Source organism: Pseudomonas sp. 18173 (assembly GCF_050432945.1).
In the GTDB taxonomy this organism is placed as follows: Bacteria; Pseudomonadota; Gammaproteobacteria; order Pseudomonadales; family Pseudomonadaceae; genus Aquipseudomonas.
Genome location: NZ_JBKFTN010000002.1, coordinates 305,439 through 329,979 on the forward strand (window position 1 = coordinate 305,439; position 24,541 = coordinate 329,979).

Here is a 24,541-nt window from a genome sequence, read left to right on the forward strand (position 1 = left end):
TGAACAGTGATCAGCCGAAGGTGAAGGCGTACGCCGACGCCCCCGGATCAAGAAACTCGATGCTGAAGGTGCGGTCGGTCACACCGCCGCTCTGCCGCACCAGTTGATACAGGCGCTGGTCGGTCACGGTGCCGCTGCCGTCGGGTGCCACGTCCATGCCGTGGTCATCGCCCGGCGCCTTGCCGTCGATCAGCACTTTGAAGCGCACCGGTTTGCCATCGACACCGGGACCGAGCACCAGATGCAAGTCACGGGCGTGGAAGCGATAGACAATGCGGCTGGCCGCTGCGCTGGCCGTGGCGCGCTCCGGGCCTACATGCCATTGGCCACCCAGGCTCCAGTCGTTGAGGGCCAGTTGCGACGGTGGGTTGTAGGCCGCGACCTTGTCCGGCGCCAGCGCGGTTTCCGGCACGAAATGCTCCGCACGCTGATAGCCGACGTAGGTTTCCGGCGACTGCACTTCGCTGTTGTCCGGGGCCATTTGCACGCCGTCGGCCTTGGCACTGATCAGCCCGTCCGCGACCTTGGCCGCACCCGCTTCGCGCAGCAATTGCTGGATGACCCGCTCCGACTCGGCGTACTCGCCTTCGCCGAAGTGGTGATAACGAATGCGTCCCTGGGCGTCGGCAAAGTAATGCGCCGGCCAGTATTCGTTGTTGAAGGCACGCCAGATCCTGAACTCGTTATCGATGGCCACCGGGTAGTTGATGCCCAGGTCCTTCATGGCCTTGGTGACGTTGTTGACGTCACGCTCGAAGGCAAACTCCGGCGCATGCACGCCGATCACCACCAGCCCCTGATCGCGATATTTCTCGGCCCAGGCTTTCACATAGGGCAACGAGCGCAGGCAGTTGATGCAGGAGTAGGTCCAAAAATCCACCAGCACCACCTTGCCTTTCAATGCCTGGGCATCGAGAGGTGGCGAGTTGAGCCATTGCACAGCACCCTCCAGCGACGGCAGGTTGCCTTCGACCGGCAAGGTGCCCGGGGTCTTGTCTGCCACCGGCATCACCCCCTCGGCGGCCGGACTTTGCGCTTTCATCGCCTCGCTGCTGCGCGGTGACTTGCCGCTCAGTTTTTCCACCAGCGCTTGCTCGATACCGCCGGTCGACGCCGTGGAAAACCGCGCCAGAACCCCGGTGTCCAGCCCCAGGGCAATCGCCGCGACACCGGCCAGCATCGCCGCGCCTAGACCGCGACGCAGCCATTCGCCGGCGCCAATCGAGCGTTTCATCGCCGTGAAGACTTTGCCGCCCAACAGCAATGCCAGCGCGAGGGACGTGGCAGCACCCGCGGCGTACGCCAGCAGCAAAAAGGTGGTTTGTATACTGGCGCCTTGCAGCGCCGCGCCCGTCAGCAACAGGCCCAGGATCGGCCCCGCGCACGGCGCCCACAGCAGGCCGGTGGCCACGCCGATCAGGAACGAGGCAGCGGGACGTGGCTGCGCATCGGCACCCGCCGCCTGCGACAGACGACTGCCCGCTGCCACCAATGGCCGGGTCAGGCGCTCGGCCAATTGCGGCAGCAACAGCGTCAGACCGAACAGCGCGACGAACACCAGCGCCAGCCAGCGCCCGTACTGATTGAGCTGCACCACCCAGCCGCCGCCCACTGCCGCCAAAGTGGCGACCAGCGCAAAGGTCAGTGCCATCCCGGTCAGCAGCGGCAATCCGCTTTTGACGAAGGGTTGCCCGGTGCGGGCGAAGACAAACGGCAACACCGGCAGAATGCACGGGCTGACAATCGTCAGCACACCACCGAGATAAGCGAGGACCAGCAGCCACATGGCGATTACCTGCAAAAAGTGAATGGAAAAGAATCACACCGTCTTCGGCACGAATTTCATCGCCAGGCCGTTCATGCAGTAACGCAGGCCAGTGGGTTTCGGGCCGTCATCGAAGACATGCCCCAGATGCCCGCCGCAGCGCCGGCAATGAACCTCTTCGCGGACCATGCCGAAGGTACGGTCCTGGCGGGTGGCCACGGCCTGGTCCAGCGGCGCCCAGAAACTCGGCCAACCGGTGCGGCTGTCGAACTTGGTCGCCGAGGAAAACAACGCCAGGTCGCAACCGGCGCAAGCGAAGGTGCCGTCACGGTGCTCGTTGTTCAGCGGGCTGCTGTAGGCGCGCTCGGTGCCTTCTTCGCGAAGGATTTCGTATTGCTCGTCGCTCAGGATCGCGTGCCATTCACTGTCGCTGTGGGTCACTTCGAATACCTCCGCTGCGTTGGCTTCACCGATCAAGGCCGAGCCTGTGGAAAACTTCGGCAACAGGCCGATCGCCACGGCTGCAACCCCCAGCCCGCCGCCCGCTACAAGAAATTGCCGTCGTGAAAACATGCTCGCCTCCAAAAATCCAGGGGTGTTTCATGGGACAGAGCCTAGGCTTTGGGTGATCGCCAAATCCTCACGGGAAGTTAAACAATTCGTGATAACTCGGGCGCCGAAAAACCCGCACAATGCCCATGCAGCGGCATTACGCACAATGCGCCCATTGCGCCGAAGGATTGAGCTGGATGGAACAGACCAAACGAGTCCTCGTGGTCGAGGACGACCTGCACATCGCCGACCTGATCTGCCTGCACCTGCGTGACGAGCAGTTCGAGGTGGTGCACAGCGCCGATGGCGATGAAGGCATGCGCCTGCTGCAGCAAGGCAACTGGGATGCACTGATCCTCGACCTGATGCTGCCCGGCGTCGACGGCCTGGAAATCTGCCGCCGCGCCCGCGCCATGGCCCGCTACACGCCGATCATCATCACCAGTGCGCGCTCCAGCGAAGTGCACCGGATTCTCGGCCTCGAACTGGGTGCCGACGACTACCTGGCCAAGCCCTTCTCCATGCTGGAACTGGTGGCCAGGGTCAAGGCGCTGCTGCGCCGGGTCGATGCCATGGCGCGCAACCTGAAGATGGATGCCGGCAGCCTGCTCACCGACGGCCTGGCCATCGACCCGATCACCCGCGAAGTGTCCCTCGACGGACGACGCCTGGACCTCACGCCCAGGGAGTTCGACTTGCTGTACTTTTTCGCCCGCCAGCCCGGCAAGGTGTTCTCGCGCATGGACCTGCTCAATGCCGTGTGGGGCTACAGTCACGAAGGCTACGAGCACACGGTCAACACCCACATCAACCGCCTGCGCGCCAAGATCGAGGCCGATCCGGCGCAACCGGTGCGCATCCTCACGGTCTGGGGCCGTGGCTACAAGTTCGCCACCGGTGAGGAGCCGCAGCCATGAGGCTGACCCTGACGCAACGCCTGTCCCTGGTGTTCGCCCTGCTGCTGCTGGTGTGCTGCGGCACGTCGGCGTGGATGCAGGTGCGCTCCAACCAGATGCATGAGCAGGAAGTGGTGCAAGGCTTGTCCCGGGACCTGGCGCAGCACATCGCCCGCGACACGGTGCTGATGGACACCCAGGGCCTGATGCCCAATGCCGTGCGCGATCTGTTCAGCAAACTGATGCAGGTCAACCCCAGCGTCGAGGTGTACCTGCTCGATACCCAAGGCAAGATTGTCGGCAGTGCCGCGCCCGAGGGCCGGATCCGTCGCGAGCGGGTCGACCTGGCGCCGATCCAGCGCCTGTTGCGGGGCGATGCCCTGCCGATTCTCGGCGACGACCCGCGCAGCGTCGATGCGCGCAAGGTGTTCAGCGCCGCGCCGCTGAAGGTGGATGGCAAGCCGGCCGGTTATCTCTATGTGGTGCTGCTCGGTGAGGATCACGACCGCCTGGCCGAACGCGGCGCCACCAGCGCGGCGCTCAACACGGCGCTGCTGTCCATCGGACTGGTGGCGCTGCTGTGCCTGATTGCCGGTCTCACGGCGTTTGCCTTGATCACCCGGCCGTTGCGCCGCCTGACCGAAACGGTCAGCCAGTTCGACATCGATGGCGTCCCGGTCACACCGGCCCTGCCCGTCACACTGGAAAAAGCCGCCAGCCACGATGAAATCGCCGTGCTCGATGCCGCGTTCCGGCAGATGCAGGCCCGCCTGGGCGAACAATGGCGCTCCTTGACCCGCCAGGATCAGGAACGTCGCGAGCTGGTGGCGAACATCTCCCACGACCTGCGCACGCCGCTGGCCTCGCTGCACGGTTATCTGGAAACCCTGTCGCTCAAGGACGCCACGCTGTCCCCTGCCGACCGCCGTCGCTACCTCGGCATTGCGCTGGACCAGAGCCGCAAGGTCGGCGGTCTGGCGCAGTCGCTGCTGGAACTGGTGCGGCTGGAACACGGCTTCGTGCAGCCGGTGCTGGAACGCTTTTCCCTGACTGACCTGGCCCAGGACATCTTCCAGAAATTCGAACTCACCGCCGAAGCGCGCAAGGTCGAACTCAAGGCCACGTTCGCACCGAATGCCTCGGCGGCCTGCGCGGACCTCGGCTTGATCGAGCGGGTGCTGACCAACCTGTTCGACAATGCCCTGCGCCACACCCCGTCCGGTGGCGAAGTCGAGTTGGGCCTGCGTCCGCAAGGCTCATTCATCGAAGTCACGGTCAGCGATACCGGCCCCGGCATTGCCCCGGAACTGCGCGAAGGCCTGTTCCTGCGCCCGTTCAACATCGGCGGCGCACGGCGCGATGGCGGGCTGGGGCTGCGGATCGTGCACCGCATCCTGCAATTGCACGGGCGCGAGATTCAGTTGATCGATGTACCGGGACGGGGGGCGACGTTTCGTTTTTCGTTGCCGATCGATGAAGAGACCGCTTCGGCGTTGGCGGAGCGGTCGATGAACCTGAATACCCCGCGGCAGGCCTGAACGGTTGTGGTGCCTGACACACCGCCTTCGCGAGCAAGCCCGCTCCCACAGTGGTTTTTGTTGTTCGCAGATTTTGCGTACACCCACTCACCCTGTGGGAGCGGGCTTGCTCGCGAAGAGGCCAGTTCACACAACCGAGAATCCGGATCAGTCCCGATACCCCGGCGCCACCCGCTCCAGCATGCGCAACAACGCCGCCCAGGCCAGTTGCATGGCATCCGGGTCAGCAAGCTCACCCTCCTCCAGCCCCCGCCCCGGATCATTGAACTGGCGCTCGGTGTGCTCACACACCTGCGCCGATGGCAGCACCAGTTCACCGGCAGCCATGGCCGCCAACTGAATGTCACAGGCCTTTTCCAGGTAGTACATGCGCATGAACGCCTGCCCTACGGTTTCGCCGACGGTCAGCAACCCATGGTTGCGCAGCATCAGCACCGGCTTGTCGCCCAGGTCCGCCACCAACCGTTGCTGTTCGCTCAGGTCCAGCGCCACGCCTTCGTAGTCGTGATAAGCGACCCGGCCGTAGAACTCCATGGAAATCTGGTTGACCGGCAACAACCCGCACTGCAACGCCGCCACCGCGCACCCCGATCGGGTGTGGGTGTGCAGCACGCATTGCGCATCTTCCCGGGCGCCGTGGATGGCGCTGTGGATCACGAAGCCGGCCGGGTTGACCGGGTACGGCGACGGTTCCACGGCGTGGCCATCTAGGTCGATCTTGACCAGATTCGACGCGGTGATCTCGTCGAACATCAGCCCATAAGGGTTGATCAGAAAGTGATGCTCCGGCCCCGGAATGCGCACCGAGATGTGGGTGAAGATCAAATCGGTCATGCGAAAGTGCGCAACCAGGCGGTAACAGGCCGCCAGTTCTTCGCGCAAACGCTGCTCTGTCGATGTCATGCCCCGACGCCCTCTTTCACGATGCAGTCTTCCAGCCCTTGCGCCAATGCCTCCCAGCCATCGAAGCCGCGGCGGGCGATAAACACCAGGCGCGTGGAGCCGGCCTGGGCGTCATCCGTCGCCGGCAGAAACTGACTGCGGGTGCCGACATGTTGCAGCCAGTGCGCCGTGCTCCCCGGCGTCAGCAACACCAGGCCCTTGACCCGGAAGACATCACCGGGCAGCGCCTTCAGCCAGCCACGCAAGCACTCGACATCGAGGGCCGCGTCGCGCTGCCACAACCAGCTGCTGAACATCTCGCCGTGATCACCGTCGGCCACCCGGGTCAGCGGTTTCTGCGCCCGCGGCTCAAGGTCCAGGTCGGTGTCCAGCCACAGCGCATCGGGCAACTCGGCCTGCACGCTTTCATGCACCCGGGTCCGGGCGCCCAAGGCATCGCGCAAGGTCTGCAACTGTGATTCGTCGACCAGATCGGTCTTGTTCAGCAACAACAGGTCGGCAGCGGCTACCTGCGCCCGGGCCAAACGCGCGTACTCACCCTCGAGTTGCAGATGGCGGGTGGCATCGACCACGGTAATCACCATGTCCAGTTGCATCTGGCTGCGCAGTTGCGGATAGGCCAGGGTCTGCACGATGCGTTGCGGATCGGAGACACCGCTGCACTCGATGACGATGCGCTCCAACTTTGGATCAAGCTGCGCCAGGCTGCCGAGTTGCGCCAGCAGGTCTTCCTGCACGGTGCAGCAGATGCAGCCGTTTTGCAGGCTGTACACCGCGTCGGTGACTTCGGAAACGATGGCCGCATCGATGTTCAGCTCACCGAAGTCGTTGACGATCACGGCCAGCCGACTGCCTTCGGCACGGCGCACCATGCGGTTGAGTAGCGTGGTTTTACCGGCGCCGAGAAACCCCGAGACGACGGTCACGGCGATGCGTGGCGAAGTCATTCTGCCTTGCCCTCCAGCACCGGTGGTTCGCCCTGCCACACAGCCTTGAGACCGACTGCTTCGAGGGTCGAATGGCGGTCGTAGACCAGTTGCCCTTCAACGAAGGTCAGCAGCACCTGGGTCTTGTGGATGTAGTTGCGTGCCGGTGCAGCGAACAGGTCGCGGTCGATGACGATCAGGTCCGCCGACTTGCCCGTTTGCAGGCTGCCGGTGCTGTGTTCCAGGCCCATGGCCACGGCGCCGTTGCTGGTGATCACGGTCAGCGCCTGTTCGAGGCTGATCGGGTCGCCGAAGCAGGCCGGGTCATCGTTCCACGGGTTCTGTCGGGTGATCATGGTTTCCAGCGCCAGCCACGGGTCGATGGACGCCACCGGCCAGTCAGTGCCCATCACCGCTGTGCCGCCGGCAGCGAGCACGCCTTTGAAATCGTAGATGCGCTTGAGGCGCTCCTGGCCGTAGCCGGAACGCGCACCGCTGGCGAACGGCGTCGGGTACCAGGCGGCCGGGGAAAATTCGGCGATGACATTCAGTTCCTTGAAGCGCGGCAGGTTGCCCGGGTGCAGCAAGGTGCTATGGGCACACTGGTGGCGCACACCGCTGAAACCGTTGCGACGACGGGCCTCGGCCACGGCATCGAGGAACACGTCGGAGGCGCCGTCGCCGGTGCAGTGGGCGATCACGCGGATGCCCTTGCGGTCCATGTCCACCACCATGTCGGTGATGTGTTCCGGGGTCAGGTTGAGCTTGCCGCGCCAGCTCGATTCCTGCGGCCAAGGGGTCAGCAGGTACGAGGATTTCGGCTCGACCGTGCCGTCGAAATGGAACTTCACCGCGTTGGCGCTCAGGCGCGCGCTGCGGTAGTAGTGACGTTCGCCGGCCAGCAGTTCCCAGCGACGGCGCACCGGGAAGATGTCGTCCTGCCAACTGATCGCCGCTTCGATGCGCACCGTCAATTCGCCGCTGTCGTCCAGCTCCTTCAATGCCTGCAGGCGCTGTTCACAGACGTGCACGTACTTGCTCGCCGTGACGCCGCGCGAGCTCTGGAAATGCACGCCATCGCGATAGGCGCGGCGCAGCACGCTGACCGGCGTCGGTGGCATGGCGGCGTGGATCATCGCGTAGGCACCGTCGATCATCAGGCCGGTGGGTTCGCCGCTCAGTTCGTCACGCTCGAAGTAACCGTTGCGTGGGTCGGACGTGTGGCGGTCGATACCGGCCAGCTCCAGCGCCCTGGAGTTGACCATCATGGTGCCCCACATACGATCGAGCAGCGCCACCGGGCGATCCGGCATGACGCTGTCGAGCCACTCGCGGCCTGGCGTCAGGCCAGCTTCGCGGAAGGTGTAGCGCACCCAGTATTGGCCGTAGATCCAGCCGTCGCCGGGATGGCTGTCGGCGTAGGCGAGGATGCTTTCGCGCAGTTGTTCCGGGGTCGGGTCTTCGATGCCGACGTCGAGGTCATCGGCGTAGCGTGGCGCCAGTGCAAGGTCGGGGTGAGTGTGCATGTCGTGCAGGCCCGGCATGCAGAACGCGCCTTGCAGGTCGTGCACGCGAGTGTTCGGGCCCTTGAACATCTCGATCTGGCCGAGGCTGGCAACACCGATCAACTTGCCGTCGCGGATGGCCACGGCCTCGGCCCACGGGTTGGCCGGGTCCTGGGTGTAGATGCGACCGTTGGCCAGGATCAGGTCGGCGTAGGTCCCCTGCACGGAATGGGTAGAGGAAAAGTTATCGGACTCAGCCATGTAAGCCACCTTTGAGTTCAGGGAGATTGAAAGGTCCACCGGGCGCCGGGCGCATCGGGGGCCTGAAAAATTGTTGTTGTTTTAGTCAGCCAGAAAGGTTTCGGCGTCGACCTCGATCATCACCGGTTCATCGCGATTGCCGAGTTGCCCCAACAGCTCACGCAAACCCTGCAGATTGCTCACCCGGTGATGGCTGACGTGGCAGCTTTGCGCGAGGGCGGCGAAGTCCGGCGTGAGGATGTCCCCCCCCAGCAACGGCACTGCCCTGGCATTCATGTAGTCGCGGATTTCCGCGTAGCTGGCGTTGTTCCACAGCAGCAGGATCACGCCGACGCCGGCCTCTTTGGCGGCGATCAGTTCGGCACTGGAAAACTGCAGGCCACCGTCGCCCACCAACGCCACCACCGGGCGCAGTGGCTGGGCAAGCTTGGCGCCGATGGCGGCGGGCAAACCGTAGCCGAGGGTGCCGTAGCCACTGCCGGCGTTGAACCAGCTGTTGGGGGTTGGCGCACGGTAGCCGAGGGCGCCCTGATACACCGGTTGGGTCGAATCGCCGACGATCAGCGGCTGCGGCAAGTGATCGCGAACGGTATCGAGCAGCGCTTGCATACGTGATTGTCGGGCGTTCCAGCCGGCATGTTCGATGGCATTGACGCGAGCCACCCGCTCGCTCGCCCAAGTGGCGTCTGCCTCACGTTGCGGCAGTCGTGCCAGCAGCGCGCGCAAGCCCTGTTCGGCGTCACCCAGCAAGCCGACCGTAGCGGTTTGCATGCCGAGCACTTGCAGCGGGTCGATGTCGAGACGAATCAGCGGCGCGTTGAACGCCAACGGGCCGAGGCCAAAAAAGTCGTAATCGGTTTCTCCCAGCTCAGTGCCGACCGCCAGCACCACGTCAGCCTCGGCGAACAGTTCGCGCCCATGGGCTGACGACTGCACACCGTCGAGCAACAGCGGATGTTCGGGGCCCAATAAACCGCGGGCATTGGTGGTCAGCGCCACCGGGGCCTGCAGACGTTCGGCCAGCGCGGTCAGGGTTTGCGCCGCCCGGCGCGCACCGCCACCGGCCAGGATCAATGGACGCCTGGCGCTGCTGATCAGGGCAATCGCCGCATCGATGGCTTCCGGCGCCGGGGCCGGCGCGGCAGGCAACGAGCGCGGGCGCAGGTCCAGGCCGTCGGCCGACATCTCCAGCACATCCAGCGGAATCTCGATGTGTACCGGTCGCGGCCGGGTACAGCCAAACAAGGCAAAGGCCCGCGCCAGCACTTCCGGCAATTGCGCCGGGTGTTGTAGCGTATGGCTGAAAGCACAGACCCCGGCGACCAGCGCGCGCTGGTCCGGCAGTTCATGCAGATGACCATGGCCCAGGCGCAGGTGTTCGCGACGGTTGCAGGTGGAGATCACCAGCATCGGCACCGAGTCGGCATTGGCCTGGCCCATGGCGGTGATGATGTTGGTCATGCCCGGGCCGGTGATGATGAAGCACACCCCGGGCTTGCCGCTGGCACGGGCATAACCGTCGGCCATGAACCCGGCGCCCTGTTCGTGGCGCGGGCTGATGTGCTTCAGGCGACTGCCGTGCAGGCCACGATACAACTCGACGGTGTGCACGCCGGGAATGCCGAAGACGGTTTCAACACCATAACCTTCCAGCAACTGAACGAGCGCCTCGGCACAACGGGTCATGCAGCACCTCTTGGATAAAGGGCCGCATCGGCCCAACGACGAATGGGGCTAGTATTGTTGAATCAACCGATACAACAATCGATTTTTTTTGGCCTGACTGTTCGATTTACGTCACCATATGTGCCACCCAAAACAATAATGGGATGATTTATGCGTTTTCCTTCGATGACAGCCCTTCGCGCGCTGGATGCGGTTGCCCGTCTGGGCAGCGTGTCGGTCGCGGCCCGTGAACTGAACCTGACCCGCAGCGCCATCAGTCACCAGATCAGCAAGCTTGAGGAGTGCGTCGGTTTTGCCTTGACCGAGCGTATCGGCCGGGGCATCGGCCTGACCTGGCAGGGCGAACGTTATGCGCGGGAAGTGCACGGAATTCTGTTGAACCTGCTCGATGCCGGGCAGTTGGTCGATGACCAGGAAATCTCCGGGCGGCTGTGCGTCAGCTGCGCGCCGGGGTTCGCCACCTACTGGCTGTGCCACCACATTGGTGCGTTTCTGCGCCAATACCCGCAAGTGCAACTCCAGCTGATCTCGCCCCGTACGCCGGACGACACCCACAACCCGGCCGTCGACCTGTTCATCGCCTACGGGATTGGCGACTGGCCGGAGATGATTGTTGAAGAGATCGTGGCACTGCGTTTTTTCCCGGTGTGCAGCCCGCGTCTGATCAACGCCTTGAGCGGCCTGAAAAGCCCGCAGGAACTGAGCAACTACCCGTTGCTGCACATGACCGACTACTCGGACTGGCGCGTGTGGCTGACCGCCGCCGGCGCTTCCGGGGTCAACGCGGGGAGCGGCATCCTGTTCTCCGATGCGCACTGCGCGCAGTCTGCCTGCATTGCCGGCCAGGGCATCGCCATCGGCGACAACCTGATTAGCGGCGATGCGTTATCCAAGGGTTTGCTGGTGCGACCGTTCGACATCAGCATCGATCTGCACCGTGGCTACTACCTCGCGGCAGACCCGCAGAAGGCCGACCGCGCAGTGGTCCAGGCCTTCAGCAATTGGGTGAAGACCCAGCTGCAATCGTCCCACCAGACCTGGCAAGACACGCTCTAAAACTCACCGCATACCCTGTGGGAGCGAGCCTGCTCGCGAAAAATCCGACACACCGCGGGGTGTCAGGTTTCCCGCGTAATCGTTAGCGACCATCGCGAGCAGGGCTCGCTCCTACAGGGTTGGTATTGAGTAATAAAACTAACCAATAAGGGCAAAATAATTCCATTGATGTAGCGATATTTTTAACAATAATGAGCCCAAAGCCCATGTCGGATTTGCATCCGTCCTCGTACGTCATGTGGGCAATAAAAAGAGGAACCTCATTGTGTCCAGCCGTTCAGCGATCCAGCTCAGCGCTCAAGGTATCAGCCAGTATTACGGCCGTTTCGCGGCGCTGGATAACGTCGATCTCGACGTTCGCAAAGGTGAATTTCTTACACTGCTGGGTCCGTCCGGCTCGGGCAAGACCACCTTGCTGATGATCCTGGCCGGTTTCCTCAGCCCGACCTCGGGCAAGCTGATGGAGCAAGGCGTCGACATCATCAGGCGCTCCGCCGAGAAGCGGAACTACGGCATGGTGTTCCAGGGTTATGCGCTGTTCCCGCACATGAGCGTGGCCGACAACGTGGCCTACCCGCTGCGCATCCGCAAAGTCCCCGTCGAAGAACGCAACCGCCGGGTCAAGCACATCCTTGAAGTGGTCGGCCTCGGTGCGCACATGCACAAGAAGCCTGCCGAGATGTCCGGCGGCCAGCAGCAGCGCGTGGCGATTGCCCGGGCGCTGGTGTTCGAGCCGGAACTGCTGCTGCTCGACGAGCCGCTGTCGGCGCTGGACAAGAACCTGCGCGAACAACTGCAAACCGAGCTGCAACGCATCCACCGCCAGGTCGGCACCAGCTTCGTGTTCGTCACCCACGACCAGAACGAAGCCCTGGCGTTGTCCTCGCGCATCGCGATTTTCAACCACGGCAAGCTGACCCAGGTCGACACCCCGGAAAACATCTACAACCGCCCCGAAAGCCGTTTCGTCGCCGAGTTCCTCGGCAAGATGAACCTGTTCCCGCTGGATAACCTGACCCGCAACGGCCAGACCGCCAGCGGCCGTTGCGGCACCAGCGTCTTGCATGCCCAGGCCCCGAACGCGCTGAGCCAGGCGCCCATTGTGCTGGCCGTGCGCCCCGAGCACATGGAACTGCACAGCGAGTGCCCGACCCGTGATGGCTACAACGTCATGCCCGCGCAACTCACCGACAAGGTCTACCAGGGCTCCAGCACCCATCTGGCGCTCAAGGTTGGCGGCGATACGCTGCCGATCAACCTGTCCGTGCCCGGCAATCACCCGGGCGCGTCGATGCCCGGCGGCGCTCCGGTGTGGCTGAGCTGGCCCGTGCAGCAAAGCTTCCTGCTACAGGCCTGAACCGGCAAAAACTTGCGTCACAAAGCTCTCTTCCCATGACAACAAAAAGGTCGGTGTGCGCAGAAGCACCCGCCGCTTGAGGACTTGCCCATGCGCCAGGATCACCAACAAGACTGCATCGAAGTGCTTATCGAAAAGGCCCGTGACGGTCAGATCAACCGTCGCACCTTCATCCAGGCCATGGGCCTGCTGGCCGCGGTGCCATTGGCGCTGCGCAGCGGCATCAGCTGGTCGGCGGACAAGCCGCTGGTGGTGGTCAACTGGGGTGGCGACGCCCTGAACGCATTCAAGTCAGCCTGGACTGACACCTTCACCAAAAACACCGGCATCCAGGTGCGCATCGACGGCGCCGGCCCGACCGAGGGCGCGATCCGCTCGCAACTGGCCAGCGGTCAACCGAGCTGGGACGTGGTCGACGTCGAGAGCTACAGCGCCATCGTCCTGGGCCGGGAAAAGATCCTGCAGCCACTGGACTACAACACCATCCAGCGCGATCAGGTGGCCCCGACGCTCTCCTCCGATTTCGGCATCGCCAGCTACCAGTTCAGCTATGTCATGGCCTGGGACAGCGCAAAATTCGGCGACAACGGACCCAAGACCTGGGCCGATTTCTGGGATGTGAAGAAATTCCCCGGCAAGCGCACCTTGTACAAATGGATGAACGGCATGCTCGAGGCGGCCCTGCTCGCCGACGGCGTTCCTGCCGATCAGCTGTACCCGCTGGACGTGCCACGAGCGATGAAGAAGATCGACGAGATCAAGCCTCACGTGCTGTCGTTCTGGAGTTCGGGTGCCGAGAGCCAGCAACTGATGGTCGACGGCGAAGTGTCGGTCGGGGCGATCTGGCACACCCGCGCCAAGCTGCTCAGCGAAGACACCGACAACCGCGTGCGCTGGAGCTTCGACAACGGTTTCATCAACTCCAGCAGTTGGGCGGTGCTCAATGGCAACCCGGGCGGCACGCAACCGACCATGCAGTTCATCCAGCAAGCCTTGCAGCCCGAAGGCCAGCTCAAACTGTTCGAGCTGCTGGGCAACGGACCGTCCAACAGCGCCACGCAAAAGCTGATGTCGGCCAAGCAACTTGAAGCCAACTGCGCCTCCGAAGAAAACCTGAAAAAACAGATCGCTCTCAACGCCCAGTGGTACGCCGACAACTACTCCAAAGCCCTGGAAGAGTATCTGACGCGGCTGTCCAAGTGAGCCATCGACCATGACTACGACCCTGACCACAACCCTGACCAGCCCCAGACCCCGGTTTAGTTCGCCGGGCCTGGAGCGCGGCTTGCTGTTGTTTCCGCTGCCGGTATTGCTGCTGGTGTTCTACGTGTTGCCGTTCCTCGGCGTGGTCGGCTGGAGCTTCTCGCTGCCCACGCCAGGCATCGAGCAGTACCAGCGCATCGCCACCGACCCGGCGATCCATGAAATGCTCTGGCGCACCCTGCGCCTGTGCCTGACGGTCAGTGGCCTGGCCTTGATGATCGGTTATCTGCTGGCCTACTGCTGGGTGTTCAGTCCGCCGTTCTGGCAGCGTGTGGTGGAGATCTGCATCTTCATTCCGTTCTGGATTTCCGTGCTGGTACGGGCCTTCGGCTGGCTGATCGCCCTGCGCAGCAACGGCGTGCTCAACAATGGCCTGATGGGCATGGGGCTGATCGATCAACCGCTGCAACTGAGCCGCAATGAAATAGGCGTGGTCATCGGCATGCTCCACGTGATGATCCCTTATGCGGTGTTCCCGCTGCTGTCGACCATGCGTCAACTCGATCAACGTGTGCTCATGGCGTCTCGCGGCCTGGGTGCCGGTGCCTTGCGCACCTTCTGGCAAGTGCTGCTACCGCAGACCCTGCCGGGCATTCTGGGCGCGTTCATCATGGTCTTCGTGTTCTGCCTGGGCTTCTTCATCACCCCGGTGCTGTTGGGTGGCGGGCAAACGGTGATGATCGCCGAATACGTGTTCCTGCAAATGTTCCAGACCAGCAACTGGGGCCTGGGGGCTGCACTGAGCGTCGTGCTGTTGACTTTGGTCAGCGCATTGATCTGGGTGCTGCTGAAAATGACCCGCGTGAACCGTCTGGTAGGTTGAGATCACTATGAATACCCATCGCACAAGCCTGAGTACCCGGCTGCTGGCCGTGGTCGCCATGGCCTTCATGCTGTTCCCGCTGCTGACGGTCATTCCGGTGTCGTTCACCAGCAAACGCTTCCTGTCGATGCCCGAAGGCAACTGGTCGCTGCGCCACTATGAGGCGCTGGTCAGCAACCCGGACTGGTTCCACGCGATCAGCCAGAGCCTGACCATCGCCTTCGCCACCAGCATCATCGCCACCTTGCTGGCCGCCAGCTTCAGCCTCGGCATCTGGTACATGCGCTCGAAACTGGCCACGGCGCTGATCGGCCTGGTGCTGTTGCCGATGGCGATCCCGCCGGTGATTTCCGCGCTGGTGCTGTACTTCATGGAAACCAGGCTCGGTCGCTTCGCGCCGGGCATGGGCTACGACACCCTGACCGGCGTGGTGATTGCCCACGTGATCATGGTGGTGCCGTACGGCGTGGTGACCATGCTGGTTGCCTTGAGCCAGATTGACCGGCGCATCGAACTGGCCTCACGAAACCTCGGGGCCAGCCTGATGCAGACCACGTTCATGGTGATCCTGCCGAACCTGAAACTGGGCCTGGCCTCCACAGCCCTGCTGGGCTTCGCCCTGTCGTGGGAAGAAGTGGCGGTGACGCTGTTCGTCACCAGCGTCAACGTCGATACCTTGCCCAAACGCATCTGGAGCGGCTTGCGCGACAACGTCGACCCGAGCGTTGCGGCGATTTCGGTGCTGTTGATCAGCCTGACCTTGCTGGTGCTGATTGGCCGGTTGGTGGTGCAACACCTGGCGGATAAACGGGCGCAGAAGCTGCAGCATTCCTGATCTCAACCTGTAGGAGCGAGCTTGCTCGCGATGGACGACAGAACAACGCGGGGCGTCAGGCTGCCAGCGTTATCGTTGACGTCCATCGCGAGCAGGCTCGCTCCTGCAGAAAGGCAAAAAATTGACCAGCCGCCTGTTCATCCGTGACAACGCAGCACAGGTCCAATAGATTAGTCGGCCTGAAAAAGCCCCCGGGCTTTTTCGCCCCTATTCAAGTTCAAAGAAGTAGTGAAATTTCAATGTCCGATTCCAATACCGCTGAATCCGTAGTCACCTTGTCGTCCAAAGCGGAATACGAAAACTCCATCAATCTTTCACAACACGTACCCCAGGCGAAAACCATCAGCGAGATGGTGCTGGACGCTTTCCAGTCCACTCGCGAAAGCGACCAGATCCGCGAACTGCGCGCTGCGATCCGTCAGGCCCACGACAGCTTCGACGATGACAAGGCCTACGAACTGATGGGCCAGCTCAAGCAACTCAAGGACGCCGAGGCCGCCGACATTGCCGCCCTCGAAGACCTGAGCAGCAAATTCCCGATCAGCCGCATCCTGTCCAGCTTCAAGGACGACCCGGCTTTCCAGGAAATCGTCTACGGCCTGGCCCTGAAGGTGCTGAACCAGACCCACCAGGCCATCAGCAACCCGAGCGGCGGCAAGAGCAAAGCCGCCAAGGCCAGGAAAGAAGTCGAAGTGTTCACCATCAGCAAGGACGGCATGAGCGTCACCTTGCCGCTGCGCACCCCGCGCTCGCGCCTGAACGTCGACCGTGAAGCCCTGGAATTCCTTGGGTTCACTTTCGTTGGCGAAGGCGAAGAGGCGGAGCTGCAAAGCGAGACGTTCCTGGACAACAGCGGCGCCGAGCAAGCGGTCAACCGCAAGAACATCATCACCGCCCTGCAGCAGCAGACTGCGTTTGACGGCTACAGCATCGCCGCGCAGTAATCGCGACAGTTGTGGTGAGGAGCTTGCCTGTGGCGAGGGGGCTTGTCGGATCGCCGCACCGCCCCGTTCGGCGGCGAAGCCGTCGTAAAATCAGTGACCGTGGTTTTTCTGAAAGAACTCAAGTGACTTGATTAGGGCGGCTGCGCCACTCAACGGGGGCAAGCCCCCTCGCCACAAGGTCCTCAGCGACTCAAGAGCCCCGCCATCCGTGCGGGGCTTTTTATTGCCCGTGATTCGGGCAAATCCGCGATTACTCTTCCAGTATCGACGCAGAACAACCCTTCCCTTCACCCATGAGCACCACGGGTCCGCCTGCGGGGAGCGTCAACTCACTTTCCAGCCCAGACCTCAGTGGTGCAACTGCCGAGGTCATCATGAACACGCCCCCCTTGTATCGCCAGTTGGCCAACCACTACCTGGACGCCATCCGCAGCGGCACCTTGAAAACCGGTGAACGCTTCCCCTCGATCCGCTTGATGATGGAAAAACATGCCGTCAGCCTGTCAACCGCCGTGCAGGTATGCCGCGAACTGGAAGACTGCGGTGTGCTGGAAGCCCGGCCGCGTTCCGGCAACTACATCCGTCAGCCCGACAACGTGCCCAAACCTGCCCCGATTGCCTTGGTGCCAGCGCCGGATGCCAGTGCCTATGTCGGCATTCATGAGCAGGTCTCAACGGTGCTCAAGGCCAGTCAACGGGCGACAATCAAGGTCAACTTCGCCAGCGCCTACTGCGCGCCGGAGCTGTATCCGCTCAAGGCCTTGCAAGACAACATGATCAAGTCGTTGCGCTACGACGCCGGCCTGCTCGGCACTGCGGGCCCGACCTGCGGCAACAGCGCCTTGCGCAGCATCCTGGCCCGGCGGGCACTGGCCAGCAAGACCCACCTGGCCCCCGAACGGATCGTGATCACCAACGGTGCCACCGAAGCGATCAACCTGGCCCTGCGTGCGGTCACCCGCCCAGGTGACACCGTGGCCGTGGAGTCGCCGACGTTCTACGGCCTGCTGCAAATCCTCGAAAGCCTGGGCCTGCGGGTGCTGGAAGTCCCGGCTTCGGCCCACACCGGGCTCAATCTGGCGGCCCTGCAATTGCTGCTGCAAGGCCCGGAACGGGTCAAGGCATTGATCGTCATTCCCAACCTGCAAAACCCGCTGGGCAGCATCATGCCCGACGCCAACAAGGCACGGCTGGTGAAACTGTGTGCCGAGCACAACACCGTGCTGATCGAGGACGACACCTACGGCGACCTGGTGGACACCGAGCAGCCGCTGTCCACGCTCAAACAGTGGGACCGCAGCGACAACGTGATCTATTGCGCCTCGCTGAACAAAACCCTGGCACCGGGCATGCGCCTGGGCTGGATCAGCGCCGGCAAATGGCACGACCGTGTGGAGATGCTCAAACATACGCAGTCACGGGGGTGCGAGGCGTTATCGCAACTGGCCGTCAGCGAATTCATGCGCACGCCGTCCTACGAACGTTACCTGCGGCGATTGAGGAAAACCCTGACCGTACAACGCGAGCAAATGAGCGCGGCGATCAGCCGCTATTTTCCCATCGGCACCAGCGTCACCCATCCGCAAGGCGGCACGTTGCTATGGGTGGAACTGCCTCGCCGGTATTCATCGATGGCGTTTTTCCAAGAAGCGCTGAAGGTCGGCATCCAGATTTCACCTGGGGATATCTTTTCCAATGCCGGGCGTTTCGATCACTTTGTGCGCATTGGTTGCGGCGCGCCGTATTCGCCGCGGATTGATGAGGCCGTGCAGACCTTGGGGCGCATCCTGAAAAACCAGGGTTGACCACGAACCTGTGGGAGCGGGCTTGCTCGCGAAAGCGGTACATCAAACACATCAATGTTGAATGTACTGCCGTCTTCGCGAGCAAGCCCGCTCCCACAGTGTTTAAGGTGATCTTCAGATCGGGGGTTGGTGCAGGCAAATGATATGTGAGTCGTCATTCCAGTGCGGGAAACGCTCGGCGATCAGCGGGTCGTGGCCGGGGATGACGTGGTCTTCGCCATCGGCCAGGCGATCGATCTCCGTGAACGCTTCAAGGGTTTGCGCCAGGTCATCGAGAATCGGAAACGGACTGCGCTGACGAATGTTGACCCACAAATGCGCGGCATCCGAGGCCAGGACGATCCAGCCGCGCTCAGTGTTCACCCGCACGACCTGACTGCCCGGCGTATGCCCGCCCACCGGGTGCAGGGTCACGCCAGGCACGACCTCGACAACAGCGTTGTGCAAGCGCATCCGCCCTTCGAACAGCGGCGGTAGCGCCGACATCACGTCCTCGACCTCGTAGGTTTTATTCACCGTGCGATGGAGCATTTTCGGCCCGGTGCAGAAGCGCAGTTCCGCTTCCTGCAAATGCACGGTCGCCTTCGGGAACAGCCCGAGGTTGCCGGCATGATCCCAATGCAAATGGGTGAGGATCAGGTGCTCGACCTGCGTCGGATCGATGTCCAGTTGCCGCAGGGATTCTTCCGGCAGGCGATACATCTGGCGATTGCGCCGGTGCGCCGTGGCCGGTTGAAAACAGGTGTCGACCACGATCACCTGCTGCTCGTTGCGGATGACCCAGAAGTAGTAATCGAGTGGCATCGGCGCATTCGGATCGCCGCAGCAGGCGTCGTAGAGAAAATTCTCCCTGGCGGTGCGCTGGGCATTGGCACCGACACGGATGGCGAACACTTCGTACACAGGCGTGGACATAAGCACCTCCGGGTTCAGGCGGCCGCCGTGGTTTTGAGGGTCGGACGAAAATCGAAATCGATCTGGTCGCTGATGCCCAGGTCATGGGCCAATTTATGCAGGCCACTGTAGTCACGCATGATGGTCGCGTTCCTGTTGCTCTCGCGGGTGTCGGCAATGATCAGCGCCGCATCCTCGACCCCGAGCTGCGTCAGGATCGCCTCCCACATGGAGTAGTCCTGAGCGATAAACGCACTCAGCGCCACCGACAGGTTGCGTGCGAAAAATTCCCGCTGGGTGGGCTGCATGTTGGCGTACATGACTTTCGCCACTTCGGCCAGCACCTTGCTGTGGGCATATTCGTCGCGGTTGTGCAGTTCGGCTACGCGGCGGTTCTGCGGCTGAATGGTCTGGTCGTCTGCCAGCAGGTCCAGATAGGCGTTGACGCTGATCTCGGCCACCACCGCAAAAGTGATCGCCGCCAGATCCCGCTGCCATTGCTCTGGCAGTTCGGCATGCAGGGCCTTCAGGCGCAGGTAAGTGACGGACGGCGGCAGATCCAGATCCTGGTCCAGCGCCCGGTCCAGTTTGGTCCGCTCGATGGCACGCAGGTGCATCAGCGTGTGGTAGTGCTCGTCGATCAGGGTCTGTTGCATGGCCTCGCGAAAGTGCCAGTCATCCTTGCCCAGATACTGCTTGGCGATGACGCTCAGCGCCGGATTGACCACGTGCTCTTCGGCAGTGACGGTGCGCAGGTTGTAGCCGATCCAGCCCCAGGTCACCACGCAGCTCTTGAGCTCGTCGCTCAAGGCCTGGAATTTCGGATGATGGAAGAACGGCACCATGCACTCCGGGTAGTCCGGGCGCGCGGGGTCGAACGCTTCTTCCACCTGGCCCCTGTCGGGTGAACACACCGTGGCGCGCTTGGTCCAGGCCTGGTTGAGCCGCACGATCAGTTGATGATCGACCTGGGCGATCTCGATTGCTGTTTGCATGACGCGATACCTGTAAGGCGCGTACCCGCCAGGGGTACGCCAAAAGAATGTAGGGCGACGGAAAAATCAGGCCAGCCAATAGCGGGTCAGGTTGCGCGCCGGGTCAGTGTAACGACTGCGGGCGTGAATCATCCGCCAGTTATCCCAAATCAGCAGGCATCCGTCGGGAATCAGCACCGGAACGTTGTGCTCGACGAAGTACGCTTCGCCAAGCACGGCAAACCTGGCCAGCGGCGAGACGCTGTTGGCGACCCGCGATTGCTGCAGGGCTTCTTTGGACGGATTCACGTCGCCGTAGTGAAACTGGTTGTAGCTGAAGCGGAAAATATCCCCGTCTTCCGTCGGCGTGAGGATGTACTCCTTGACCCGTCGCTGGCCCGGTTCACCCGGTTTGGCAGTGGCGACGAATTCTACCGGCGTGTCATCCAGCCACTCACGCAGTTGCGGTTCGCTGCGCTCCAGGGACTTGAGAAATTCATAACCGTCGACCAATCCGGTGTGCCCGCCACCGCACGCGGCCTGTTTATGGCAATGCAACGCCAGGTAGCGCGGCGGTGGCCCGTATACCGGCGCCTCCGTGTGCGGGCCGATGCCGTTCATGCTCTGGGAATACGGCAAGTCTTCGTAACCCGGCTTGCGGGTGATGGCAAAGGCCATCTGGCCGTTGAACTGCGGAATGATCTGACCGAACTCCCGAAGGGTGCCTACGACATCATCGGCGAATTCGTCGGGAGTCAGTACCGTCCAGCCCGCCGTCGACAGCTCTTCATGGCGGTGGCCGAGCGAAATGTTAGGTTCAGACGCAACAATCCCTTGATCTGACATGGTGAGATTCCTGGCAGTTGATCAGGCGTTTACGGTTGAGGTGTAAGCGGCAATGAAGTCGCGGCAGGCGTCGCCCGGTCGATAGCGCTGCTCATCGATGCTCTGTACCGGCGTGATTTCGGCGGCGGTGCCGGTGAGAAAACACTCATCGAAGTCGCCAAGCTCCACAGGCAAGATCGTGCGCTCGACGACCTGGTAGTCCAGCGCTTTGGCCAACTCGATCACGGTCTGCCGGGTGATGCCGTCGAGGAAGCAATCCGCCAGCGGGGTGTGCAGCGTCCGGCCTTTGACGAAGAACACATTGGCGCTGGTGGCTTCGGCAACGTGGCCGCGCCAGTCGAGCATCAGCGCATCGTGGTAACCGGTGTTCTCGGCGTCGTGCTTGCTCAGCGTGGCGATCTGGTAATGCCCGGATGCCTTGGCCTGGAACGGGCTGCTGCTCGGCGGCGGCCGGCGCCAGTTCGCGGTTTTCAGGCGGATGCCGGCCATGCGCGCCGCCGGGTCGAAATAACTCGGCCACTGCCAGCATGCGATTGCCACGTGGACACGGTTGAAGCGCGCCGAGGTGGAAATCATTTCACTGCCGCGCCAGGCCACGGGGCGCAGATAACCGTCGACCACCTTGTTGCGTTGCAGCAGTTCAAGGCTTGCCGCTTCCAGTTCCGCCAGCTCATAGGGGATGGCAAAGTCCATCCATTGCGCCGAGCGAAACAGCCGCTCACTGTGCTCGCGCAGCTTGAAGACCTTGCCGTTATAGACCCGCTCGCCCTCATACACGGTGCTCGCGTAATGCAGGCCATGGGTCAGCACATGCAACTGCGCCCGGGACCACTCGACGAACTCACCGTCGAGCCAGATAACCCCCTCGCGCTGATCAAACGGGATACCGCTCATATCCATATCTCCCCATTGTTCATGAATGTTCCTACGCTGTTTCCAGCAACACCGGTATCAATTCCGGCATGGCGCTGAGTTCGGTTTGAAAGAAGAACGAACGCTCGCCGAATGCCGGTTGCAAGTCGTCGAACCAGGTCACGTGCGGATCGAAGCGCGCATGGAAGGTGCGCAACACCCATTGCGGATTGCGTGCCTGGAGGAACTGCAGGACGAAGACCTTTTCCCCGGCGACGGTCTCGATGCCGTTGATCAACACCTTGCCGTAGAAGGTGCTCATGGACGGCCCGCGCACCGTGCGCGCCAGCCCGGATACCGTGCGATACGCCGCCTGGAAGATCTCGAAGGCCCGGGCCAGCGGCATTGCGAAGTAGTGGCTGGGGCCAGTGTCGCGCTCGACGAACATGTAATAAGGCACGGCCCCGAGCCGCACGCCTTCGGTCCACAGCGCTGCCCAGTCGGCAGGGTTCTCGTTGATGTGGCGGATCACGGGTGCCTGCATGCGCAGCGTCGCGCCCGTCGAACGAATGCGCTCGATGGCCTGACGGGCGATGGCCGGGCGGATCTCCACCGGGTGGTTGTAGTGCCCCATGACCGACAGGTTTTTCCCCGCCGCAACAATGCGCCGGAACAGTTCCAGCAGCTCGGGCGCATCCTTGTCGCTGACAAATCGCTGCGGCCAGTACGCCACGGACTTGGTGCCGATGCGGATGCTCTTCAGGTGTGGCAATTGCAGCAGCGGTTCGATGTAGCCGGCCAGCGAGCGGGTGTTCATGATCATCGGATCGCCGCCGGTAATCAGCACGTCGGTCACTTCGCTGTGCAGCCTCAAGTAACTCAGCAGCTCCTCGGACTCACGGGCATTGAACTTGAGTTCCTCTTCGCCAATGAACTGCGCCCAGCGGAAACAGAAGGTGCAGTACGCATGACAGGTCTGACCGGCACCGGGGAAAAACAGCACGGTCTCGCGGTACTTGTGCTGGATGCCCGGCAGGACTTTTCCGTTGAGACTGACACCGTTGTGGGTCAACTGCCCGGCCGGGTGAGGATTCATGCGCAACCAGATCGCCTCGATCCGACGCTTGATCGCCGCGCTGTCATCCTGCTCGATCAGTTGTTTGAGCGAGGCGTACTCCTCCGGCAGCAGCATGTCCTTGTGGGGAAAGGTCATGCGGAAAACCGGATCGTCGGGAATGTTGTTCCAGTCGATCAGCGTGCCCAACACGTATTCGTTGGTGCGAAACGGCATGACCCGGGCTACCACGGTCATGGCCTCCTGCAACGCCGGCGTCAGCCTGTGCCAGTAAGGCGAGTCGCGGATGGTGCGTGAGTTATAGGGTTTGTAGCGTTCGTGCTCAGACAGTCCTTGCATGGCCGCGCTCCTGGTGATTGCCCTGAGTGTTGTTACGCGATGGCCGGCGCTTTGCGCTCTATGTCCATCCACGCCCGGACGCTGTCGCGATCCCACTGGCGACGCACATAGGCCGCGAGCCGTGCCGGCACCGGATCGCCATTGGCAACCAGGCGGTTGAGCATGATTGCCAGGTCGGTGTCGGCAATGCTCCAGTCACCAAACAGATGCTCGGCGCCCTCCTCCAGCAAACGCTCGGCGACGAAGAACAGGCGCTCGACGGCGGCTTGGGCCTCCTCGGACAGCGCGGTGTTTTTCTTGCCGAAGTACACCAGGTCAAACGGGCGTTCCTTGCGCACCACCAACAAGTCACTGCGCAACCAGGCTTGCAATTGACGGGCACGGGCGCGCTGCTGGATGCCCTGCGGATAGAGTTTTTTATGCCCGGGGGAGAGTTCATCGAGGTATTCGGCAATCGCCGATGACTCCGACAAGGCAAAGCCTTCGTGAACCAGCGTTGGAATTTTGCATGTCAACGAAACATCGCGATAACTCGGCTTATAGTTTTCGCGCGCTTTCAGATCAACCGTAACAAGTTCAAATGAAAGTTGCTTTTCCTTGAGCGCCACAAAAGCCGACATTGCAAAAGCGCTGACGTAATCGGCGCCGATATACAGTTTTAGCTTCCTGTTTTCCATAGAACACTCCATTCACTGACTGCAGGGATTAACGTGCATTGGAAGTGATCGTAGTTAGTTGATTGAAGGCTGAATAGATACAGAATTTGTTCGTTTCAATCGATACAGAAAGTTGTTTTTGACCGACAGATATGCGGCTGAAAACCCGGCAATACCGCTATAAAAGGCGAAACCCGGGCAGGTTTGAAAAGCAAAAAAAGGGAGCCAACACAGGTTGGCTCCCTTGACTGATGCGCCGGGAAATTACGGCTGGGTGGTGATCAGGCCATGGCTGTCGGCAAAGTTCGAGAGCAGTGCCATTTGCGGCATGTTGCTCATGTTCAGCATCGCCAGAGGCTCGTGTTTGCTAGTGTTGACGAACCCATGCCGGGTCCAGGCCGGCACCAGCAGCACGTCGCCACTGCTGACCTCGACTCCGTCGGCATCGCCGAGGGTCAACACGCCGCTGCCGCACTGGATAACGAACAGATGCCACCAGGAATGGGCATGACCATTGAGCGTCACACCGGGGTTCAGCCATTGCATGGCGATCGCCATGCCAGGTGTCACTTCACAGCCCTCGATGCTTTTATCGTGAGCCAAAGCGACAATATCAATGTCGCTGGCTTCGAGGGCCTGGCGCATACCCGCTAGTTCGGTGCCTTTCCAGACCTTGGGACTTTGAGTTCTATGGTGCAGGCTTTGACGAAAATCCTTATATGAAAAAAACGCACCTTGAAAGTTGTCCATTCGCACATCCTTTCTTTTTATTACCCATACTTTAGCGCTA

The 24,541-nt window shown here is 62.1% G+C and carries 22 protein-coding genes; 9 read left to right on the forward strand and 13 right to left on the reverse strand.

Annotation, left to right across the window (positions count from 1 at the left end; all coding sequences use genetic code 11):
- Positions 1-10: 10 nt before the first annotated feature.
- Complete coding sequence (locus tag ACLD1X_RS03525; protein WP_429366133.1) at positions 11-1,786, reverse strand: cytochrome c biogenesis protein DipZ; 1,776 nt, start codon at positions 1,784-1,786, stop codon at positions 11-13.
- 33 nt (positions 1,787-1,819) lie between these two features.
- Positions 1,820-2,338 (reverse strand): peptide-methionine (R)-S-oxide reductase MsrB, encoded by a 519-nt coding sequence (gene msrB, locus ACLD1X_RS03530; RefSeq protein ID WP_429366134.1) that lies wholly within the window; start codon positions 2,336-2,338, stop codon positions 1,820-1,822.
- Positions 2,339-2,514: 176 nt separating this feature from the next.
- Here msrB and ACLD1X_RS03535 point away from each other — a divergent pair, with 176 nt between their 5' ends.
- Positions 2,515-3,234 (forward strand): response regulator transcription factor, encoded by a 720-nt coding sequence (locus ACLD1X_RS03535; RefSeq protein WP_085714630.1) that lies wholly within the window; start codon positions 2,515-2,517, stop codon positions 3,232-3,234.
- Entirely contained in the window at positions 3,231-4,751 is a 1,521-nt protein-coding gene (locus ACLD1X_RS03540; RefSeq protein ID WP_429366135.1) for a HAMP domain-containing sensor histidine kinase, read from the forward strand. The genes ACLD1X_RS03535 and ACLD1X_RS03540 overlap by 4 nt, the downstream gene beginning before the upstream one ends.
- A gap of 147 nt (positions 4,752-4,898) precedes the next feature.
- Here the strand turns inward: ACLD1X_RS03540 and ACLD1X_RS03545 are convergent, their stop codons facing one another.
- The 4 genes from ACLD1X_RS03545 to ACLD1X_RS03560 all read right to left on the reverse strand — a co-directional run bounded on the left by ACLD1X_RS03545 (position 4,899) and on the right by ACLD1X_RS03560 (position 10,032).
- The gene (locus ACLD1X_RS03545; protein ID WP_429366136.1) at positions 4,899-5,654 is read right to left on the reverse strand and encodes a class II aldolase/adducin family protein; all 756 of its coding nucleotides are present in this window, start codon (positions 5,652-5,654) and stop codon (positions 4,899-4,901) included.
- Positions 5,651-6,601: a CobW family GTP-binding protein gene (locus tag ACLD1X_RS03550; RefSeq protein ID WP_429366137.1), complete on the reverse strand. Its 951-nt coding sequence runs from the start codon at positions 6,599-6,601 to the stop codon at positions 5,651-5,653. Before ACLD1X_RS03550 ends, ACLD1X_RS03545 begins: the two co-directional genes overlap by 4 nt.
- Positions 6,598-8,346 (reverse strand): amidohydrolase, encoded by a 1,749-nt coding sequence (locus ACLD1X_RS03555; protein ID WP_429366138.1) that lies wholly within the window; start codon positions 8,344-8,346, stop codon positions 6,598-6,600. The genes ACLD1X_RS03550 and ACLD1X_RS03555 overlap by 4 nt, the downstream gene beginning before the upstream one ends.
- Before the next feature lie 81 nt (positions 8,347-8,427).
- Positions 8,428-10,032 carry a 5-guanidino-2-oxopentanoate decarboxylase gene (locus ACLD1X_RS03560; protein ID WP_429366139.1) on the reverse strand — a complete coding sequence of 535 codons (1,605 nt, stop codon included), beginning with the start codon at positions 10,030-10,032 and terminating at the stop codon, positions 8,428-8,430.
- Between the two features lie 150 nt (positions 10,033-10,182).
- Between ACLD1X_RS03560 and ACLD1X_RS03565 the strand changes: the two genes are divergently transcribed.
- The 7 genes from ACLD1X_RS03565 to ACLD1X_RS03595 all read left to right on the forward strand — a co-directional run bounded on the left by ACLD1X_RS03565 (position 10,183) and on the right by ACLD1X_RS03595 (position 18,115).
- Complete coding sequence (locus ACLD1X_RS03565; RefSeq protein WP_429366140.1) at positions 10,183-11,088, forward strand: LysR substrate-binding domain-containing protein; 906 nt, start codon at positions 10,183-10,185, stop codon at positions 11,086-11,088.
- Positions 11,089-11,353: 265 nt separating this feature from the next.
- A complete protein-coding gene (locus ACLD1X_RS03570; protein WP_429366141.1) occupies positions 11,354-12,445 on the forward strand; it encodes an ABC transporter ATP-binding protein in 1,092 nt (363 codons plus the stop codon).
- 90 nt (positions 12,446-12,535) lie between these two features.
- Complete coding sequence (locus ACLD1X_RS03575) at positions 12,536-13,648, forward strand: ABC transporter substrate-binding protein (protein ID WP_429366142.1); 1,113 nt, start codon at positions 12,536-12,538, stop codon at positions 13,646-13,648.
- A gap of 10 nt (positions 13,649-13,658) precedes the next feature.
- On the forward strand, positions 13,659-14,531 hold the full coding sequence (locus ACLD1X_RS03580) for an ABC transporter permease (protein WP_429366143.1): 873 nt from the start codon (positions 13,659-13,661) through the stop codon (positions 14,529-14,531).
- A gap of 7 nt (positions 14,532-14,538) precedes the next feature.
- Entirely contained in the window at positions 14,539-15,366 is an 828-nt protein-coding gene (locus ACLD1X_RS03585) for an ABC transporter permease (RefSeq protein ID WP_429366144.1), read from the forward strand.
- A 239-nt stretch (positions 15,367-15,605) separates the two neighbouring features.
- Positions 15,606-16,310, forward strand: a complete 705-nt coding sequence (locus ACLD1X_RS03590; protein ID WP_429366145.1) for a hypothetical protein — start codon at positions 15,606-15,608, stop codon at positions 16,308-16,310.
- A 374-nt stretch (positions 16,311-16,684) separates the two neighbouring features.
- The gene (locus ACLD1X_RS03595) at positions 16,685-18,115 is read left to right on the forward strand and encodes a PLP-dependent aminotransferase family protein (protein WP_429366146.1); all 1,431 of its coding nucleotides are present in this window, start codon (positions 16,685-16,687) and stop codon (positions 18,113-18,115) included.
- Positions 18,116-18,229: 114 nt separating this feature from the next.
- On the opposite strand, the gene ACLD1X_RS03600 is transcribed toward ACLD1X_RS03595, so the two are convergent.
- From ACLD1X_RS03600 to ACLD1X_RS03630, 7 genes are all read right to left on the reverse strand, one after another.
- Complete coding sequence (locus ACLD1X_RS03600; protein WP_429366147.1) at positions 18,230-19,030, reverse strand: N-acyl homoserine lactonase family protein; 801 nt, start codon at positions 19,028-19,030, stop codon at positions 18,230-18,232.
- A 14-nt stretch (positions 19,031-19,044) separates the two neighbouring features.
- A complete protein-coding gene (locus ACLD1X_RS03605) occupies positions 19,045-20,004 on the reverse strand; it encodes a diiron oxygenase (RefSeq protein ID WP_429366148.1) in 960 nt (319 codons plus the stop codon).
- A gap of 66 nt (positions 20,005-20,070) precedes the next feature.
- Positions 20,071-20,829: a TauD/TfdA family dioxygenase gene (locus tag ACLD1X_RS03610; protein ID WP_429366149.1), complete on the reverse strand. Its 759-nt coding sequence runs from the start codon at positions 20,827-20,829 to the stop codon at positions 20,071-20,073.
- Between the two features lie 21 nt (positions 20,830-20,850).
- Positions 20,851-21,723, reverse strand: a complete 873-nt coding sequence (locus tag ACLD1X_RS03615) for a branched-chain amino acid aminotransferase (protein ID WP_429366150.1) — start codon at positions 21,721-21,723, stop codon at positions 20,851-20,853.
- A 31-nt stretch (positions 21,724-21,754) separates the two neighbouring features.
- Positions 21,755-23,095 carry a KamA family radical SAM protein gene (locus ACLD1X_RS03620; protein WP_429366151.1) on the reverse strand — a complete coding sequence of 447 codons (1,341 nt, stop codon included), beginning with the start codon at positions 23,093-23,095 and terminating at the stop codon, positions 21,755-21,757.
- A gap of 32 nt (positions 23,096-23,127) precedes the next feature.
- The gene (gene yfcF, locus ACLD1X_RS03625) at positions 23,128-23,772 is read right to left on the reverse strand and encodes a glutathione transferase (RefSeq protein ID WP_429366152.1); all 645 of its coding nucleotides are present in this window, start codon (positions 23,770-23,772) and stop codon (positions 23,128-23,130) included.
- A gap of 243 nt (positions 23,773-24,015) precedes the next feature.
- On the reverse strand, positions 24,016-24,501 hold the full coding sequence (locus ACLD1X_RS03630; protein ID WP_429366153.1) for a cupin domain-containing protein: 486 nt from the start codon (positions 24,499-24,501) through the stop codon (positions 24,016-24,018).
- Between the last annotated feature and the right edge of the window lie 40 nt (positions 24,502-24,541).

Coding starts and splice junctions, on each gene's coding strand:
- msrB (WP_429366134.1), bottom strand. CDS start 2,338: ATGTTTTCACGACGGCAATTTCTTGTAGCGGGCGGCGGGCTGGGGGTT.
- yfcF (WP_429366152.1), bottom strand. CDS start 23,772: ATGGAAAACAGGAAGCTAAAACTGTATATCGGCGCCGATTACGTCAGC.
- ACLD1X_RS03610 (WP_429366149.1), bottom strand. CDS start 20,829: ATGTCAGATCAAGGGATTGTTGCGTCTGAACCTAACATTTCGCTCGGC.
- ACLD1X_RS03580 (WP_429366143.1), top strand. CDS start 13,659: ATGACTACGACCCTGACCACAACCCTGACCAGCCCCAGACCCCGGTTT.
- ACLD1X_RS03620 (WP_429366151.1), bottom strand. CDS start 23,095: ATGCAAGGACTGTCTGAGCACGAACGCTACAAACCCTATAACTCACGC.
- ACLD1X_RS03630 (WP_429366153.1), bottom strand. CDS start 24,501: ATGGACAACTTTCAAGGTGCGTTTTTTTCATATAAGGATTTTCGTCAA.
- ACLD1X_RS03535 (WP_085714630.1), top strand. CDS start 2,515: ATGGAACAGACCAAACGAGTCCTCGTGGTCGAGGACGACCTGCACATC.
- ACLD1X_RS03590 (WP_429366145.1), top strand. CDS start 15,606: ATGTCCGATTCCAATACCGCTGAATCCGTAGTCACCTTGTCGTCCAAA.
- ACLD1X_RS03540 (WP_429366135.1), top strand. CDS start 3,231: ATGAGGCTGACCCTGACGCAACGCCTGTCCCTGGTGTTCGCCCTGCTG.
- ACLD1X_RS03600 (WP_429366147.1), bottom strand. CDS start 19,030: ATGTCCACGCCTGTGTACGAAGTGTTCGCCATCCGTGTCGGTGCCAAT.
- ACLD1X_RS03525 (WP_429366133.1), bottom strand. CDS start 1,786: ATGTGGCTGCTGGTCCTCGCTTATCTCGGTGGTGTGCTGACGATTGTC.
- ACLD1X_RS03575 (WP_429366142.1), top strand. CDS start 12,536: ATGCGCCAGGATCACCAACAAGACTGCATCGAAGTGCTTATCGAAAAG.
- ACLD1X_RS03605 (WP_429366148.1), bottom strand. CDS start 20,004: ATGCAAACAGCAATCGAGATCGCCCAGGTCGATCATCAACTGATCGTG.
- ACLD1X_RS03555 (WP_429366138.1), bottom strand. CDS start 8,346: ATGGCTGAGTCCGATAACTTTTCCTCTACCCATTCCGTGCAGGGGACC.
- ACLD1X_RS03550 (WP_429366137.1), bottom strand. CDS start 6,601: ATGACTTCGCCACGCATCGCCGTGACCGTCGTCTCGGGGTTTCTCGGC.
- ACLD1X_RS03560 (WP_429366139.1), bottom strand. CDS start 10,032: ATGACCCGTTGTGCCGAGGCGCTCGTTCAGTTGCTGGAAGGTTATGGT.
- ACLD1X_RS03615 (WP_429366150.1), bottom strand. CDS start 21,723: ATGAGCGGTATCCCGTTTGATCAGCGCGAGGGGGTTATCTGGCTCGAC.
- ACLD1X_RS03565 (WP_429366140.1), top strand. CDS start 10,183: ATGCGTTTTCCTTCGATGACAGCCCTTCGCGCGCTGGATGCGGTTGCC.
- ACLD1X_RS03595 (WP_429366146.1), top strand. CDS start 16,685: ATGAACACGCCCCCCTTGTATCGCCAGTTGGCCAACCACTACCTGGAC.
- ACLD1X_RS03585 (WP_429366144.1), top strand. CDS start 14,539: ATGAATACCCATCGCACAAGCCTGAGTACCCGGCTGCTGGCCGTGGTC.
- ACLD1X_RS03545 (WP_429366136.1), bottom strand. CDS start 5,654: ATGACATCGACAGAGCAGCGTTTGCGCGAAGAACTGGCGGCCTGTTAC.